General features: G+C 67.3%; 20 protein-coding genes. 6 read left to right on the top strand and 14 right to left on the bottom strand.

Annotated features, from left to right (window positions below; translation table 11 throughout):
• Positions 1-45 precede the first annotated feature (45 nt).
• The 3 genes from N8I71_RS00595 to N8I71_RS00585 are packed head-to-tail and all read left to right on the top strand — an operon-like array spanning position 46 to position 3,064.
• Entirely contained in the window at positions 46-597 is a 552-nt protein-coding gene (locus N8I71_RS00595) for a GbsR/MarR family transcriptional regulator (RefSeq protein WP_262875979.1), read from the top strand.
• Between the two features lie 12 nt (positions 598-609).
• Positions 610-2,046 (top strand): cytochrome ubiquinol oxidase subunit I, encoded by a 1,437-nt coding sequence (locus tag N8I71_RS00590; RefSeq protein WP_262875978.1) that lies wholly within the window; start codon positions 610-612, stop codon positions 2,044-2,046.
• 4 nt (positions 2,047-2,050) lie between these two features.
• Positions 2,051-3,064 carry a cytochrome d ubiquinol oxidase subunit II gene (locus tag N8I71_RS00585; protein WP_262875977.1) on the top strand — a complete coding sequence of 338 codons (1,014 nt, stop codon included), beginning with the start codon at positions 2,051-2,053 and terminating at the stop codon, positions 3,062-3,064.
• On the opposite strand, the gene N8I71_RS00580 is transcribed toward N8I71_RS00585, so the two are convergent.
• Both N8I71_RS00580 and N8I71_RS00575 read right to left on the bottom strand, forming a co-directional pair.
• Complete coding sequence (locus N8I71_RS00580) at positions 3,055-3,732, bottom strand: methyltransferase domain-containing protein (protein WP_262875976.1); 678 nt, start codon at positions 3,730-3,732, stop codon at positions 3,055-3,057. The two genes, N8I71_RS00585 and N8I71_RS00580, sit on opposite strands and share 10 nt — an antisense overlap.
• Positions 3,733-3,796: 64 nt before the next feature.
• Positions 3,797-4,606 (bottom strand): division plane positioning ATPase MipZ, encoded by an 810-nt coding sequence (locus N8I71_RS00575; protein WP_262875975.1) that lies wholly within the window; start codon positions 4,604-4,606, stop codon positions 3,797-3,799.
• 166 nt (positions 4,607-4,772) lie between these two features.
• Here N8I71_RS00575 and N8I71_RS00570 point away from each other — a divergent pair, with 166 nt between their 5' ends.
• On the top strand, positions 4,773-6,050 hold the full coding sequence (locus N8I71_RS00570) for a tetratricopeptide repeat protein (protein ID WP_262875974.1): 1,278 nt from the start codon (positions 4,773-4,775) through the stop codon (positions 6,048-6,050).
• Positions 6,051-6,123: 73 nt separating this feature from the next.
• Here N8I71_RS00570 and rpmE read toward each other — a convergent pair whose 3' ends face one another.
• The 4 genes from rpmE to trmD form a co-directional block, all read right to left on the bottom strand.
• Complete coding sequence (gene rpmE, locus N8I71_RS00565; RefSeq protein ID WP_262875973.1) at positions 6,124-6,345, bottom strand: 50S ribosomal protein L31; 222 nt, start codon at positions 6,343-6,345, stop codon at positions 6,124-6,126.
• 12 nt (positions 6,346-6,357) lie between these two features.
• A complete protein-coding gene (gene rplS / locus N8I71_RS00560; protein ID WP_262875972.1) occupies positions 6,358-6,741 on the bottom strand; it encodes a 50S ribosomal protein L19 in 384 nt (127 codons plus the stop codon).
• Between the two features lie 273 nt (positions 6,742-7,014).
• Complete coding sequence (locus N8I71_RS00555) at positions 7,015-7,206, bottom strand: hypothetical protein (RefSeq protein WP_262875971.1); 192 nt, start codon at positions 7,204-7,206, stop codon at positions 7,015-7,017.
• A gap of 27 nt (positions 7,207-7,233) precedes the next feature.
• The gene (trmD, locus tag N8I71_RS00550) at positions 7,234-8,067 is read right to left on the bottom strand and encodes a tRNA (guanosine(37)-N1)-methyltransferase TrmD (protein ID WP_262875970.1); all 834 of its coding nucleotides are present in this window, start codon (positions 8,065-8,067) and stop codon (positions 7,234-7,236) included.
• A gap of 176 nt (positions 8,068-8,243) precedes the next feature.
• Between trmD and N8I71_RS00545 the strand changes: the two genes are divergently transcribed.
• Both N8I71_RS00545 and N8I71_RS00540 read left to right on the top strand, forming a co-directional pair.
• Entirely contained in the window at positions 8,244-9,194 is a 951-nt protein-coding gene (locus tag N8I71_RS00545) for an ABC transporter ATP-binding protein (RefSeq protein WP_262875969.1), read from the top strand.
• A complete protein-coding gene (locus N8I71_RS00540) occupies positions 9,191-9,952 on the top strand; it encodes an ABC transporter permease (RefSeq protein WP_262875968.1) in 762 nt (253 codons plus the stop codon). Before N8I71_RS00545 ends, N8I71_RS00540 begins: the two co-directional genes overlap by 4 nt.
• A gap of 92 nt (positions 9,953-10,044) precedes the next feature.
• Here N8I71_RS00540 and rimM read toward each other — a convergent pair whose 3' ends face one another.
• The 8 genes from rimM to N8I71_RS00500 all read right to left on the bottom strand — a co-directional run bounded on the left by rimM (position 10,045) and on the right by N8I71_RS00500 (position 13,726).
• Positions 10,045-10,554 (bottom strand): ribosome maturation factor RimM, encoded by a 510-nt coding sequence (gene rimM / locus N8I71_RS00535; RefSeq protein ID WP_262875967.1) that lies wholly within the window; start codon positions 10,552-10,554, stop codon positions 10,045-10,047.
• A complete protein-coding gene (locus tag N8I71_RS00530; protein WP_262875966.1) occupies positions 10,547-10,741 on the bottom strand; it encodes a hypothetical protein in 195 nt (64 codons plus the stop codon). Before N8I71_RS00530 ends, rimM begins: the two co-directional genes overlap by 8 nt.
• Positions 10,742-10,865: 124 nt before the next feature.
• Entirely contained in the window at positions 10,866-11,288 is a 423-nt protein-coding gene (gene rpsP, locus N8I71_RS00525; RefSeq protein ID WP_262875965.1) for a 30S ribosomal protein S16, read from the bottom strand.
• A 39-nt stretch (positions 11,289-11,327) separates the two neighbouring features.
• Entirely contained in the window at positions 11,328-11,624 is a 297-nt protein-coding gene (locus N8I71_RS00520; protein WP_262875964.1) for a chorismate mutase, read from the bottom strand.
• Positions 11,621-12,214: a GNAT family N-acetyltransferase gene (locus N8I71_RS00515; RefSeq protein ID WP_262875963.1), complete on the bottom strand. Its 594-nt coding sequence runs from the start codon at positions 12,212-12,214 to the stop codon at positions 11,621-11,623. The genes N8I71_RS00520 and N8I71_RS00515 overlap by 4 nt, the downstream gene beginning before the upstream one ends.
• Entirely contained in the window at positions 12,211-12,759 is a 549-nt protein-coding gene (locus N8I71_RS00510; RefSeq protein ID WP_262875962.1) for a GNAT family N-acetyltransferase, read from the bottom strand. The genes N8I71_RS00515 and N8I71_RS00510 overlap by 4 nt, the downstream gene beginning before the upstream one ends.
• Positions 12,756-13,262, bottom strand: coding sequence for a GNAT family N-acetyltransferase (locus N8I71_RS00505; RefSeq protein ID WP_262875961.1), 507 nt, complete (start codon positions 13,260-13,262; stop codon positions 12,756-12,758). Before N8I71_RS00505 ends, N8I71_RS00510 begins: the two co-directional genes overlap by 4 nt.
• Positions 13,259-13,726: a GNAT family N-acetyltransferase gene (locus N8I71_RS00500; RefSeq protein ID WP_262875960.1), complete on the bottom strand. Its 468-nt coding sequence runs from the start codon at positions 13,724-13,726 to the stop codon at positions 13,259-13,261. Before N8I71_RS00500 ends, N8I71_RS00505 begins: the two co-directional genes overlap by 4 nt.
• Between the last annotated feature and the right edge of the window lie 28 nt (positions 13,727-13,754).

Raw genomic sequence — 13,754 nt, 5'->3', positions numbered from 1 at the left:
TTTCAGAAATTTCTGAAATCTCTGCGCGAACAGGATCTCGGAACCATGACACTTACACCGCTCCAGCAGGAATTCGTCCTGCATTTCGGAGAGATGGGCAGCCGGTGGGGCATCAACCGCACCGTGGGGCAGATCTATGCGCTGCTGTTCCTCTCCCGCGAGCCGCTGAACGCGGAAACGATCACCGATGCGCTCGGGATCAGCCGGTCGAACACGTCGATGGGCCTGAAGGAACTGCAAAGCTGGAACCTCGTCAGGCTCAAGCATTTCCCCGGCGACCGGCGGGACTATTTCACAACTCCGGATGACCTGTGGGAGATCGTGCGCACGCTCGTGGCCGAGCGGAAGAAGCGCGAGATCGACCCGACGCTGACCAAGCTCCGCGAACTGGAGATGCAGGGTCCGGCCGGCGACGACTACGCCGAGGCCCGCATCTCCGAACTGCGCGAGCTGATCGAGATGATGACCGGCTTCTACGCCGAGATGGAGAAGCTCGAGACCGAACGGCTGGTCAAGCTCATGACGCTTGGCAGCCGTATCGCGGGGCTGATCGACAGGACGGGCGGGATGATCCCGTCGCTCACGAAACGCAAGTAGGTAACGATTCCGATGGAAACGCTCGACACACTCCTCCTCAGCCGCATCCAGTTCGCGGCGAATATCTCGTTCCACATCCTGTTCCCGACGATCACCATCGCGCTGGGCTGGGTGTTGTTCTTCTTCCGCGTCCGCTTCGCGCAGACGAAGGACGACAAGTGGATGGCGGCCTACAGGTTCTGGGTGAAGGTCTTCGCCCTCAGCTTCGCCATGGGCGTCGTCTCGGGCATCACCATGTCGTTCCAGTTCGGCACCAACTGGCCGGGCTTCATGGAGACGGTGGGCAACATCGCCGGGCCGCTTCTGGCCTACGAGGTGCTGACCGCCTTCTTCCTGGAGGCGGTGTTCATCGGCATCATGCTGTTCGGGTTCTCCCGCGTGCCGGGCTGGCTGCACATGCTGGCGACGTTCCTCGTGGCCTTCGGCACGTCCATGTCGGCCTTCTGGATCATCGTCCTGAACAGCTGGATGCACACGCCGCAGGGCTTTGAGATGATCGATGGGCAGGCCTTCGCGACCGATTGGTGGGCGATCATCTTCAACCCGTCGATGCCCTACCGCTTCGCGCACATGATGCTGGCGAGCTTCCTGACGGTGGGCTTCCTGGTCGCGGGCGTCTCGGCCTTCCGCTGGCTGATCGGCGACCGCTCGCGCGAGGTTCGGGCGATGCTGAAGACCGGTGTGTCGATCGGTGCGCTGCTGATCCCGGTGCAGATCTTCATGGGCGACCTGCACGGGCTCAACACGAAGGAATACCAGCCGGCCAAGGTCGCCGCGATGGAAGGGCTGTGGGAGACGCGGGAAGGCGCGCCCCTGGTCCTCTTCGGAATCCCCGACGAGGAGGCGCGGACCAATCACTACGCCCTGGAGATCCCCGGCCTCGCATCCCTCATCCTGACTCATGAGTGGGACGGTGAGCTGACCGGCCTGAACGACTTCGTGGCCGAGGACGGCAGCGTGCTGCACCCGCCCGTCGCCCCCGTCTTCTGGTCCTTCCGCGTGATGGTGGGCACGGGTGTCGCAATGTTGCTGCTCAGCTGGGCGTCGGTGTGGTTCATGTGGCGCCGTCGCGCGCGCCACGAGGGGCGGATCGCCGGCCATTGGCTCGCCGTGGAGGGCCTGCCGAAGCCGATCCTCTGGGCGCTGGTGCCGATGGCCTTCTCGGGCTGGGTCGCCACCCTGGCGGGCTGGTACACGACCGAGATCGGGCGTCAGCCATGGCTGGTGCAGGGCGTGATGACGACCGAGATGGCCGTGGCCGACGTTCCCGCGCCGATGGTGATGGGCACGCTCGTGACCTATCTCGCGATCTACGCGGCGCTTCTCTTCGCCTATATCGGCGTCATCGCCTACCTTGCACGCAAGGCCGCGCAGGGGGACGACGGACGCGCAAATGACATGAGCCATTCCGGCAAGGCCGGTGTCATGGCCATCAACCCGGCGGAGTGATCCCATGTTGCCCGATTTCGCCAACCCCGCCGACTGGCTGCCCTGGGCCTTCGCCTCGCTGATGGGCCTGTCTATCCTGATCTACGTGGTGCTCGACGGCTTCGACCTCGGTGTCGGGATCCTGTTCCCGCTGGCGACACCCGAAGAACAGGACCGCATGATCGGCTCGATCGGGCCGTTCTGGGACGCCAACGAAACCTGGCTGGTGCTGGCGGTGGGCCTTCTGCTCGTGGCCTTCCCGCAGGCGCACGGGATGATCCTGTCGACGCTCTATTTGCCGGTCTTCGTGATGCTTGTTGGCCTGATCCTGCGCGGGGTCGCCTTCGAGTTCCGCGCCAAGGCGCGGGATCATCACAAGCGGCTGTGGAACCGCCTGTTTTTCACCGGCTCCCTGATGACCGCGCTGGCGCAGGGGTTCATGCTGGGCCTCTACATCATGGGGCTGGAGCAGACCTGGGCCACCCTCGCCTTCGCCACGCTGACGGCGGTGTTCCTCGCCGTCGGCTACAGCTTCATCGGCTCGGCCTGGTTGATCCACAAGACGGAAGGCGCGCTGCAATGGAAGGCTGTGCGGTGGGGTCGTGAAAGCCTCTGGGGCGTCATCCTCGGGATCGGTGCCGTGTCGCTGGCGACGCCGCTCGTCTCCACGCGGATCTTCGACAAGTGGCTGACGGTGCCCGAGATCTTCTACCTCGCGCCGCTGCCGATCGTCTCGGGCCTTCTGATCCTGTGGCTCTGGCGGATGCTGCGGCAGATGCCCTTTCCGGGCGACCGCCGGTCATGGCTGCCTTTCGCGGTGGCCACGGCGCTTTTCGCGCTGGCCTATCTCGGCATGGCCTACAGCTTCTACCCCTACGTGGTGCCGGAACGGCTGACGATCTACGAGGCGGCGGCAGCCCCTGAAAGCCTGATCATCATCCTGGTCGGCGCCTGCATCGTCGTGCCGGTCATCGCCGGCTACTCGGTGCTGGCCTACACGATCTTCCGGGGCAAGGCGACGGAGCTGCGCTACGACTGAGCGCGCTCCAGCACGAAGACCCAGGCGCGGTGGCGGTTGTTCTGCTTCTTGCCGACCTCGAGGATGTCAGCCAGCGCATATTCCCTCCGGCCCCATGTGAAGAACAGGTAGGGCATGGCCATGGGATGCGCGCCGAACGGGTCCATCTCGCCGGCGCCCTGCGCGGAATGGGCCATCGTGTGCTCGATGTAGATCCGCCCTTTGGGGGTGAGTTGCCTGGCCCAGGACGACAACGCTCGTTGCGGCTCCATCGCCTGGTCGAGAGAGTTGGTGTAGACGAAATCGAACTTGCCGGCCCAATCGGGGTTCTCGTCCTGGAAGTCCCAGACATGCATGTTGGGGAAATCGGTCGCGGTCTCGGAGATGTCGGTCCCGATCACGTCGCCCTGCAACTCGCGGCGGAACCATTCGACCTCGTAGCCGTTGCGCGCGCCGTGGCAGACGCCCGTCGCGCCGAGGCCATGCGCCCTGAGATCGGCCGCAATGGCGCCGAGCGTCTTCTCGTCGGCCCAGACGCTCGAAAGCTTGCGCTTGTTGTGCTGGATCTGGACGTCCCGATACTGAGCGTAGCCGCCCGAATATTCGTGCTGATAGACCATCTCGGCGTGACGGGCCTTGATGACCCTGAGGCCGAAGGGACGGACGATCCGGTCAAGAATCCTGCGCATTGGGGGCGGGCCCTTCGTTCATTGGGGGGCTGACATTTCGCCCGAGCAATACGGTGCAAGCCGTCTAGAAGTCCACGGTCACGCCCGGCAGGTTCAGCGCACGCATCAGTTCGCGCAACTCCTGGCGGGCGGCGAGGTTCGAGACGTTGAGCCGCTCGACGCCGAGTTCCCGCAGATCGAGGAGCGTCATGCCGGTGGGAAAAAGCTCGCGGAAAATGACCCGCTCGGAGAAACCGGGCGCGACGCGGAAGCCGATGCGCTTCGACAGGTCTTCAAGCGCGCGGCCCACCTTGCGCTTGTTATGCATCTCCTGAGCGCCGACGCGGTTGCGCACCACGATCCAGTCCATGGCCTTCAGCCCGGCCTTCGCGCGCAGTTGCCGGGCGTGCCAGACCATCTCGGAATAGACGCTCGGGCCGCGGATCTCGTAGGTCTCGGGGTCGATGCGCGCCAGAAGATCGAAGTCGACGAAACTGTCGTTCATCGGCGTGATCAGCGTGTCGGCGAGGCTGTGGGCCACCTGGCTGAGGCGCGTGTGACTGCCGGGGCAGTCGATCACGATGAAGTCGCAGGTCGCCTCGTGCTCGGCCACGGCGGCCGAAAGGCGGCGGTCGTAGATATTCTCGCCCTCGCCAAGCGTCGCGGGATCGATCGCGGGCAACTCCATGAGGATGGGACAGGCGGTTTCCATCCGCCGCTTGGCGATGGTGTTCTGCCGGTTCTCCACGTAGCGTCCGAGGCTGCGCTGGCGCAGATCGAGGTCGAGCGCCCCGACAACGTGGCCAAGCCGGGCCAGTGCGGTCGCCACGTGCATGGCGGTGGTCGATTTCCCCGATCCGCCCTTCTCGTTGCCGAGGACGATGATATGCGCCACTGCCCGTTCCTCTGAATCGATTGGTGGCCGACCCTCATTTCGTGGGGCGGGCTCGTCTGGCCGCAATATACGGGACCGTCGCCGGCTTGTTAAGCGCCAAAGGCGTGCGGTGCTTGTCGTATGGCCGATGGCGTGGGAGCCTCGGGTTTCTTCGGGAGAGGCCGTGATGCTGGAAGATCGATTGGGAAACAGGCTGACCACCGCGTCGCAGGCGGCGCGCGATGCCTATGTCGAGGGCGTGGATCACATCCTCGCGGCGACTTGGGGTGCCGCCGATGCCTTCGGTCGCGCGATCTCGGCCGATCCGGACTTCGCGCTGGCCCAGGCCGGCCTTGCGCGCGCCCTGATGTACGAGGGCGACATGGGCAGCGCCCGTGCGACGCTCGCGAGGGCCCGGGAACTTGTCGGTGGCGCCACGCCCCGTGAGGCCTCGCACGTCGCGATCTTCGGGCTGCTCCTGCAGGGCCTTGCAGGCGAGGCGCGCGCGGCTGTCCGCGCCCATGTCGCGGAGTACCCGCGCGACGCTCTGGCGGCGCAGGTCTGCACCAACATCTTCGGCCTCATCGGCATGTCGGGTGAACCCGGACGGGAGGCGGCGCAGCTTGCCTATACCACCCATCTCATGTCGCATTACGGCGACGACTGGTGGCTTCTGTCGGTTCATGCGCAGGCGCTTTGCGAGGTCGGACGCCTCGACGAGGCCATGGCGGTGATGGAGCGTTCGCTGGCGCTGAACCCGGCCAACGCCAACGCGTCGCATTTCAAGGCGCACACGCTTTACGAGGCCGGAGAGACGGCAGCTGGACGCGCTTATCTCGCGACATGGGTTCAGGGCTATGACCGCCGCGCGCTGCTGCACGGGCACCTGAACTGGCACCGCGCGCTCTGGGCGCTTGAACAGGGCGACGAGGCGGAGATGTGGGGCCTCTTCGAGGACGGCATCGCACCGGGGAGTGGGGCGTCCCTGCCGATCAACGTCCTGACCGACAGTGCCGCGCTCCTGTGGAGGGCGGAACTGGCGGGGATGGAGGTGGATCCGTCCCGCTGGACCTCACTCAGCCACTATGCGCTGCAGTTTTTTCCGGACCCGGGGCAGAGCTTTGCCGACATCCACGCCGCGCTTGCCCACGCGATGGCGGGCGACGGTGCGGCCCTTGCCCGGATCGCCGGCGCGGAGCGCGGTTTCGCGGCCGACCTCGTGCGGCCCGTCGCCGACGCCTGGGGCGCGGCCGCGCGGCAGGACTGGCAGCTTGCGCTCGACACGCTCGCGCCCGTCATGGCGGACCACGCGCGGCTTGGCGGCAGCCGGGCGCAGCGCGACCTCCTGGAACTGAGCTACGTGGCGATGTTGCTGAAGCTTGGCCGCGGCGACGAGGCGCACCGCACGCTGCGGACACGGCGGCCCGTTTTCGCCGCCAGCCCGCCGCTTGCGGATTACGCCTGAAGGGCGGGTTCGGCCCAAACGAAGAACGCCGCCCGGTCGGGGCGGCGTTCCACTATAGGGCTCTGGGTTCGGCTCAGAAGCCGAGGCCCTCGTATTTCTTCTTGAACTTCGACACGCGGCCGCCCTGGTCCATGAGGCGGGTGCCGCCACCGGTCCATGCGGGGTGCACCGTGGGGTCGATGTCGAGGGACATGGTGTCCCCTTCCTTGCCCCAGGTCGAGCGCATCTGCACCACGTCGCCGTTGGTCATCTTGACGTCGATGACGTGATAATCGGGATGGATGTCCTTTTTCACGGCAGTCGCTCCTTACGCTTCGGCGCCCGACTTGGGCTTGTAGGTCGAATCCTCGGCGATCCGGGCCGATTTGCCCCGGCGCGCGCGCAGGTAATACAGCTTGGCGCGGCGCACCTTGCCGCGGCGAACGACCTCGATCGACTCGATGTTGGTCGAATGGAGGGGGAACACGCGCTCCACGCCCTCGCCGAAGGAGATCTTGCGCACCGTGAACGAGCCGGCGATGCCGGTGCCGTTCTTGCGGCTGATGCAGACGCCTTCGTAGTTCTGCACGCGGCTGCGGGTGCCCTCGGTCACCTTGTAGCCCACGCGGATCGTGTCGCCGGCCTTGAAGTCCGGGATATCCTTGGCCAGAGCTGCAATCTGCTCGGCCTCGAGTTGTGCGATCAGGTTCATCTGATCCGCTCCTATCGCTGGCCCGCGGTTTGGTCCGCGGAGATGTCTTGCCGTCCGAGAGCTCCGATCTTCGTCCGGGTCCGCCTTGCCCGCCTGTCGCGGGGCGCCCGTCGGAGGTCGCTCGACTATTGCTTCGCGTTCGATCCTGTCCGGTCACCGCGCCGAAGAAGACGCTTCAAAACAGGAAGCCCGCAGGAGGGACTCCGGCGGGACAGGGCGGGCTATACGGCGGTGTGCAGCCGGGATCAAGCCCTCATGGCCGCTGACCAAGGGCTATTTGGTCAGCCGTCCACCCGCAATCGCGCCGGGATCTGCCACCGTCATGGCCACGTGCCGGGGCTGACCGAGGCCCGGGCGTCGGAAGACGGCCTCGGACGGGGCATTGCAGGGCTGAACGCCGGTGAAGACCCGTGCAACGCCAGGGCGGCGGTGCATCTCGCGGATCGCCCTGGCTCCGGCAACCATGGCACGGGCGACCTGCGCATGAAACGGCTATCCGGCGCCGTTTTCCGTCAGCTTGCGCCAGAGATCGGGGCGGCGCTCGCGGGTGAGTTCCTCGGCCTGACTGCGCCGCCATTTCTCGACCGCGCCATGATTGCCCGACAGCAGCACCTCGGGGATGACCTGGCCACGCCATTCTCGCGGCTGTGTGTATTGCGGATGCTCCAGAAGCCCGTGGGAAAAACTCTCCTCCTCGGTGGAGGCGGCATTGCCGAGCACGCCGGGGATGAGCCGCACGGTGGCGTCGAGCACGGCTTGCGCGGCGATCTCACCACCCGTGAGAACGAAGTCGCCGAGGCTGATCTCCTCCAGCTCGAAATGGTCGATGACGCGCTGATCGACGCCTTCGAAGCGCCCGCACAGAAGCGTCATGCCCTCGGCCGCGGCGAAACGTCGGGCATGGGCTTGCGTGAAGGGCGCGCCGCGCGGGCTGAGGTAGACGCGGGGCCAGCGGGCGGGGTCGTCTGGTGTGCCGGTCGCTGCCATGTCGAGGGCACGGCCTAGAACGTCGGCGCGCATCACGAGACCCGCGCCGCCGCCCGCGGGCGTGTCGTCGACCTGCCGGTGCTTGCCGATGCCGAAAGGGCGCAGGTCGATCGGCTCCAGCGCCCAGAGCCCCTGCTGCAGCGCACGGCCCGTGAGCGAGGCGCCGAGGACGCCGGGAAAGGTCTCGGGGAAGAGCGTCAGGACCTTCGCGCACCACGCGCCCTTCAGGCGCAGCGGTTCGTCCATCAGGGAACGCGGCTTGAGGCTCGGCGAGATGGCGAGGCGGGCATGGGAGCGGCCGGGCGCATCGCCGGGCTTTTGTGGGGGCTGTGCGGACATGGGCGAGGATTAGCGGTCGTGCCGCGCCAAGGCAACGGGATCGGCGAGCCCACCGGATCTGAGCGGCCGGCGAGACGAGGCCGCGGGCCGGATGGCGCGACGGCCCGATTGGACAAAGGGGTTGTTCCCGGGGGCGCCGTGGTTATCTCTCATCCCTCTGGAAGGAGAAGATCCCCATGCCGCAACCGATGTCCCGGCCGATCCTGTCGGTCGACGGATTGTCAAAGGTGTACGAGGGCGGGTTCACCGCGCTCGATGCCGTGTCGCTCGAGATCCGCGAAGGCGAGATCCTCGCGCTTCTCGGTCCGAACGGCGCCGGCAAGACGACGCTCATCGGCTCGGTCTGCGGATTGATCCAGCCGAGCGGGGGCCGCGTGCTCGTGGACGGGCATGACACGCTGACGGATTATCGTGCCGCGCGACGCCTGATCGGTCTGGTGCCGCAGGAGATCAACCTCGAGCCCTTCGAGAAGGTGATCAGCACGGTGCGATTCTCTCGCGGTCTGTTCGGGAAACGCCGGAACGAGGCGCTGATCGAGCGGATCCTGCGGCAACTGTCGCTGTGGGACAAGCGCGACAGCCCGATCCGGGCGCTGTCGGGCGGCATGAAGCGGCGTGTCCTGATCGCCAAGGCGCTGGCGCATGAACCCCGGATCCTGTTCCTCGACGAACCGTCGGCCGGCGTCGACGTCGAACTCCGCCGCGACATGTGGGAGGTGGTGCGCAACCTCAAACGCGACGGCGTGACGATCATCCTGACCACCCACTACCTCGAAGAGGCCGAGGCGATGGCCGACCGGATCGGGGTCATCAACAAGGGTCAGATCCTCCTGGTCGAGGACAAGGACGCGCTGATGAAGCGGTTGGGCAAGAAGGAACTGGTCATCGAGCTGCGCGAGCCGGTCCCCGCGGTGCCCGAGGCGCTGCGCCACTACGGCCTGCGCCCCACCGGGAACGGTCACCGCCTGGTCTACACCTACGACACCCATGGTGAACGCACCGGGATCACCCGGCTTCTGGCCGATATCCAGGCGGCCGGACTGCACCTGTGCGACGTCGAGACCCGCGAAAGCACGCTGGAGGAGATCTTCGTGGACCTGGTTGCCGAGGAAAGGGCCGCGCCATGAACCTTCGCGCGATCGCCGCGATCTACCGGTTCGAGATGGGCCGGACCTTCCGCACGCTGGGCCAGTCGGTCCTCTCGCCGGTCCTGACCACGTCGCTCTATTTCGTCGTGTTCGGCACCGCCATCGGCAGCCGGATCGACGAGATCGATGGCGTCAGCTACGGCGCCTTCATCGTGCCGGGGCTGATCATGCTGACGGTGCTGCAGCAGGCAGTGTCGAACGCGTCCTTCGGGATCTATTTCCCGAAGTTCATCGGCACGATCTACGAGCTGCTTTCGGCGCCGGTGTCCTTCCTCGAAGTGACCGCGGGCTACGTTCTGGCGGCGGCGACCAAGGCGCTGGCGATCGGCCTGATCATCCTGGGGACGTCCTTCCTCTTCGTCGAGATCACGATCCAGCATCCGGTCTGGATGGCGGCCTTCCTGGTCCTGACCTGCCTCACCTTCGCGCTTTTCGGATTCATCATCGGGATCTGGGCGCAGAACTTCGAGCAGCTGCAGCTGGTGCCGCTTCTCGTGATCACGCCGCTCGTGTTCCTGGGCGGGGCCTTCTATTCGATCACGATGCTGCCGGATGCCTGGCAGGCGATCAGCCTGTTCAACCCGGTGGTCTACCTGATCTCGGGTTTCCGCTGGGCCTTCTTCGGGCTGGCGGACGTGCCGGTGGGCTGGTCGCTCGTGGCGATCTCGGGGTTCCTGCTGGTCTGTCTCGCCGTGATCGCGTGGATCTTCCGCACGGGATGGCGGTTGCGCCCCTGACGGGTTTCGCCGCGCTGCGCGCGCCGATCCGTGCGAGGGGGCTGTCCGCCCCCTCGCGCTCCCCCGAGCGTATTTTTCGAAAGATGAAGGGGTCAGGTCTCGAAGAGGCCTTCGGGCGGGTCGATGACGAGGCGGCCGGCGGCCAGATCGACGGTGGGCACGATGGCGTTCGTGAAGGGGACGAGGACGGAGCCCTTGAGCGGCGCGCCCCGGAGTTCGAGGATATCGCCCGCGCCGTGGTTCAGGACTGCGGCGACGCGGCCGAGCGGCGCGCCGCCCGTGTCGAAGGCCTGAAGGCCGACGAGATCGGCGTAGTAGAACTCATCGTCGGGCAGCGAGGGCAGCGCCTCGCGCGGGGCATAGAGGCGGATCCCTCGCAGCGCATCGGCCTGTTCCTTCGTGGCGACCCCGGAGAGGCGGGCCGAGAGGCCGCCCTTCACCGTGCCGGTGAGCGTGATGTCGAAGCGGCGGGTGCCATCCTCGGTCGAGAGCGGGCCGTAGGAGGCCAGATCCTCGGCCACGGCGCAGAAGCTCTTGAGCCGCACGTCGCCGCGCACGCCGAAGGCGCCCGCGATCGCGCCGACACAGACCCGGTCAGCCATGGGCGGTCTCCTGCGACTGGGGAAGGACGGAGGCGGGTGCGCGTTCGACGGTGAGCGCGACCCAGAGGAGGAAGGCGAAAAGCCCCGCGAGCGCGAGCAGGACGAGGCCGACGAGCCGGGCCGGACCGTCGCCTGCGAGCAGGAACCAGAGCCCCACGGCACCGAAGCCGATGACCGCGAGGATCATGGTCGCGCGCCCCCCGGTTTGCGAGGTGGGCACGCTGCGCTGCGCGTCGGCGTCGTGTCCCGGGACATTCGGTTATCTCGCGTCGTGGAGGACGGGGCGCCCCTGAGGGGCGCCCCTGCCGTAATCACTCGGCGGTCTCTTCCGATGCTGCCTCTTCGGCAGGGGCCTCGGCGGGCTCCTCGGCGGGGGCTGCAGCCGCTTCTGCGGCTTCGGCGGCCTTCGCGGCCTTCTCCTCGGCGCGTTCCTTGGCCTTCGCGCCCGGTTCGCCCTTCTTGAGGTTGGCGCGCTCCTTCTTCTCGATCACGCCGGCGGCCTCGAGGAAACGGCTCACGCGGTCGGTCGGCTGGGCGCCCTGCTCGAGCCAGTGCTTCACCCGGTCGATGTCCATCTTGATGCGGTCCTCGCTGTCCTTGGGCAGGAGCGGGTTGTAGGTGCCGAGCTTCTCGATGAAGCGGCCGTCGCGGGGCATGCGGCTGTCGGCGGCCACGATGCGGTAGAACGGACGCTTCTTTGAGCCGCCACGGGCCAGTCGGATCTTCATTGCCATCGGGTCATCTCCTTTGAATGGCGGGGTGAGGCATGGGCCTCAGGATTGGTGCCGCTCGTGGTGACGAATGACTTCGTCGATCACGAAACGGAGCAGTTTCTTGGCGAATTCCGGGTCGAGGTCGGCCCGGATCGCCAGGTCTTCGAGCCGTGCGATCTGCTGCGCCTCGCGCGCGGGATCGGACGGGGGAAGGTCGTGCTCGGCCTTGAGTTTCCCCACGGCCTGGGTGTGCTTGAAGCGCTCGCCGAGCGTGTAGATCAGGATCGCGTCGAGCCGATCGATCGACTCGCGATGACCCTTGAGGATCTCGGCGGCGCGGGCGGTCGTGTCGCTCATGGGCGGTCCTCCGAAAGGGGGTAGCGAAAGACCCGGACAGGGTGGTCGAAGGCGGCCTCGGCGTCCGTGTCGCGGGCAGCGCCAAGGCGGGCGGCGACGGCGCCGGAGCGCGGGTTGTCGTGGTCGACGTAGCTCACCAGCGTGTCGAAGCCGAAGCCTTCCCTCGCGAAGGAGAGGGTGGCGCGGGCGGCCTCGGTGGCGATGCCTCGGCCCTCGGCCGCCTCGGTAAGGAGATAGCCGAGCTCGGGCTCGGCATCGCCGGGCTCGAGGCCGACAAGGACGAAGCCCAGCACCTCGCCCGGCGCTTTCCGCTCGGCGATGGTCCAGAGGCCATGGCCATGCAACATCCAGCCCGCGACGTAGTTGGTGAAGTCGGCCCAGGCCTCCTCGCGGTCGAGCGGTCCGCCGAGGGCGGCGGCGCGCCCGGAGCCGAATATCGCGGCATAGGCGTCGAAATCGGCGACGCGGGGGGCGCGCAGCACAATGCGTTCGGTCATCAGTTCGGGCACCGTCGCCGCCACGGAGGCGGCCACCGCGGCGGCGGCCCCCTTGGGGTTCTGTTCGTGCCGGGGAACGTCGGGGCGGATCATGCGGCCAGCACCTCCGCAGGCGAGGGGTGGCGCCAGACCTCGATCGGAGCGTCGCGGTCGGGCCGCGCGGCAGAGGGATCGATGATGCAACCGAGGCGGCGGGCGAGAGCCAGGGAGCGTTCGTTGCGCGCGTCGATGTAGCTGACCGCCGTGGACCAGCCGAGACCGGCATAGGCATGACGGCGGAGTTCCGTCACCGCCTCGAAGGCGTACCCCTTGCCCTCGGCCTCCGGTGTCCAGATCGTCCAGCCCAGTTCTTCCTCGGGCCAGTCTCCGGGGAACCACGGACCGGCCGATCCGATGGGCCGGCCACTGGCCGTCTCGACCATCACGAAGGTGCCGTAGCCGCGCAGGTGCCAGTGGCCCGACAAGACCGCCAGCACCCGCCATGCCTGCCCGATGTCCTTGTCCGCGCCGCCGCCGATGAAGCGGGCGCGGTCGGACATGACGAAGGGCGCGAAGGCTTCGAAATCGGAGGCTTCCGGTGCGCGCAGGGTCAGGCGCGAGGTGGTCAGGACGGGCGTGTCGGCAAGGCGTGCGGTCATGCGGCCCTCCGATGGCGGAAGACGAGGTCTTCGGGATCGGGCCGGGGCGCATCGGCATCCAGCGTCGCGCCGAGGCGTCGGGCCACGGCCTGCGAGGCGACGTTGGCGGCGTCCATGTAGCTGACGAGGCTTTCGACCGGCAGCGTCCGAAAGGCCCAGTCGCGCAGTGCGGCCGCGCCTTCCGTGGCATAGCCCTCGCCCTCATGCCCGTCGTAGAGGAACCAGCCGAGCTCCGTCTCCGGGAAAAGGGGGCCTGCGTTGAGACCGACCTGTCCCACGGTCTCGCCTGTCGACGCCTGGTCCACCATCAGCGCGCCGTGGCCGAACAGTGCCCAGCAGGCGGCATCGTGGCAGAACATTCCCCATGCGGCGCGGGTATCGAACGGCCCGCCCATGTAGGCCGCGCGCGGGCTTTCCATCAGCCTGGCATAGGCCGGGAAGTCCCCTTCGCGCATCGGGCGGAGCGTCAGCCGCTTCGTGGTCAGGGTGGGGGCAAGGCTCATGCGGACCCCCAGTGGCGATAGACAAGGCAGGTCTTGGGGCTTGCGCCTTCCGGAAGGACCGCTTCGTCATCTCGCACGGCACCAAGGCGTTCGGCGACCGCGATGGATCTCACCCCGGTGGACGCGATGTAGCTGACGAGCGAGGCCAGGCGGTCGCGTGCCCAGTCGCGCGCGGCGCGGGCCGCCTCGGTCGCGTAGCCCCGCCCCTCGAACCCGTCGTAGAGCGCCCAGCCCATCTCGGGCTCGGGATAGTAGGAGGGATGCGAGAACCCGGCGACGCCGACGGGCCTGCCGTCGCGCCGTTCGATCACCCAGTGGCCGAGACCGTCGAGACACCAGCCGAAGAACTCCACTGCGAAGAGGTGCCAGACCTTTCGCGGGGTGCGGTCGGTCAGGTGGCTGCGGTCCGACAGCATGAACGCCTCGTAGGCCGCGAAATCCTCGCGGGCAGGCGCGCGGAGCACCAGGCGGCTCGTTTCGAGCCGGGGGATA

It is taken from the genome of Roseicyclus sediminis (assembly GCF_025515305.1).
GTDB lineage: Bacteria > Pseudomonadota > Alphaproteobacteria > Rhodobacterales > Rhodobacteraceae > Roseibacterium > Roseibacterium sediminis.
The sequence above is the reverse complement of the archived record's forward strand: the minus strand, read 5'-3'. Positions and strand labels throughout refer to the sequence as shown.

Coding starts and splice junctions, on each gene's coding strand:
- N8I71_RS00595 (WP_262875979.1), top strand. CDS start 46: ATGACACTTACACCGCTCCAGCAGGAATTCGTCCTGCATTTCGGAGAG.
- N8I71_RS00590 (WP_262875978.1), top strand. CDS start 610: ATGGAAACGCTCGACACACTCCTCCTCAGCCGCATCCAGTTCGCGGCG.
- N8I71_RS00585 (WP_262875977.1), top strand. CDS start 2,051: ATGTTGCCCGATTTCGCCAACCCCGCCGACTGGCTGCCCTGGGCCTTC.
- N8I71_RS00580 (WP_262875976.1), bottom strand. CDS start 3,732: ATGCGCAGGATTCTTGACCGGATCGTCCGTCCCTTCGGCCTCAGGGTC.
- N8I71_RS00570 (WP_262875974.1), top strand. CDS start 4,773: ATGCTGGAAGATCGATTGGGAAACAGGCTGACCACCGCGTCGCAGGCG.
- rplS (WP_262875972.1), bottom strand. CDS start 6,741: ATGAACCTGATCGCACAACTCGAGGCCGAGCAGATTGCAGCTCTGGCC.
- N8I71_RS00555 (WP_262875971.1), bottom strand. CDS start 7,206: ATGGTTGCCGGAGCCAGGGCGATCCGCGAGATGCACCGCCGCCCTGGC.
- trmD (WP_262875970.1), bottom strand. CDS start 8,067: ATGTCCGCACAGCCCCCACAAAAGCCCGGCGATGCGCCCGGCCGCTCC.
- N8I71_RS00545 (WP_262875969.1), top strand. CDS start 8,244: ATGCCGCAACCGATGTCCCGGCCGATCCTGTCGGTCGACGGATTGTCA.
- N8I71_RS00540 (WP_262875968.1), top strand. CDS start 9,191: ATGAACCTTCGCGCGATCGCCGCGATCTACCGGTTCGAGATGGGCCGG.
- rimM (WP_262875967.1), bottom strand. CDS start 10,554: ATGGCTGACCGGGTCTGTGTCGGCGCGATCGCGGGCGCCTTCGGCGTG.
- N8I71_RS00530 (WP_262875966.1), bottom strand. CDS start 10,741: ATGATCCTCGCGGTCATCGGCTTCGGTGCCGTGGGGCTCTGGTTCCTG.
- rpsP (WP_262875965.1), bottom strand. CDS start 11,288: ATGGCAATGAAGATCCGACTGGCCCGTGGCGGCTCAAAGAAGCGTCCG.
- N8I71_RS00520 (WP_262875964.1), bottom strand. CDS start 11,624: ATGAGCGACACGACCGCCCGCGCCGCCGAGATCCTCAAGGGTCATCGC.
- N8I71_RS00515 (WP_262875963.1), bottom strand. CDS start 12,214: ATGATCCGCCCCGACGTTCCCCGGCACGAACAGAACCCCAAGGGGGCC.
- N8I71_RS00510 (WP_262875962.1), bottom strand. CDS start 12,759: ATGACCGCACGCCTTGCCGACACGCCCGTCCTGACCACCTCGCGCCTG.
- N8I71_RS00505 (WP_262875961.1), bottom strand. CDS start 13,262: ATGAGCCTTGCCCCCACCCTGACCACGAAGCGGCTGACGCTCCGCCCG.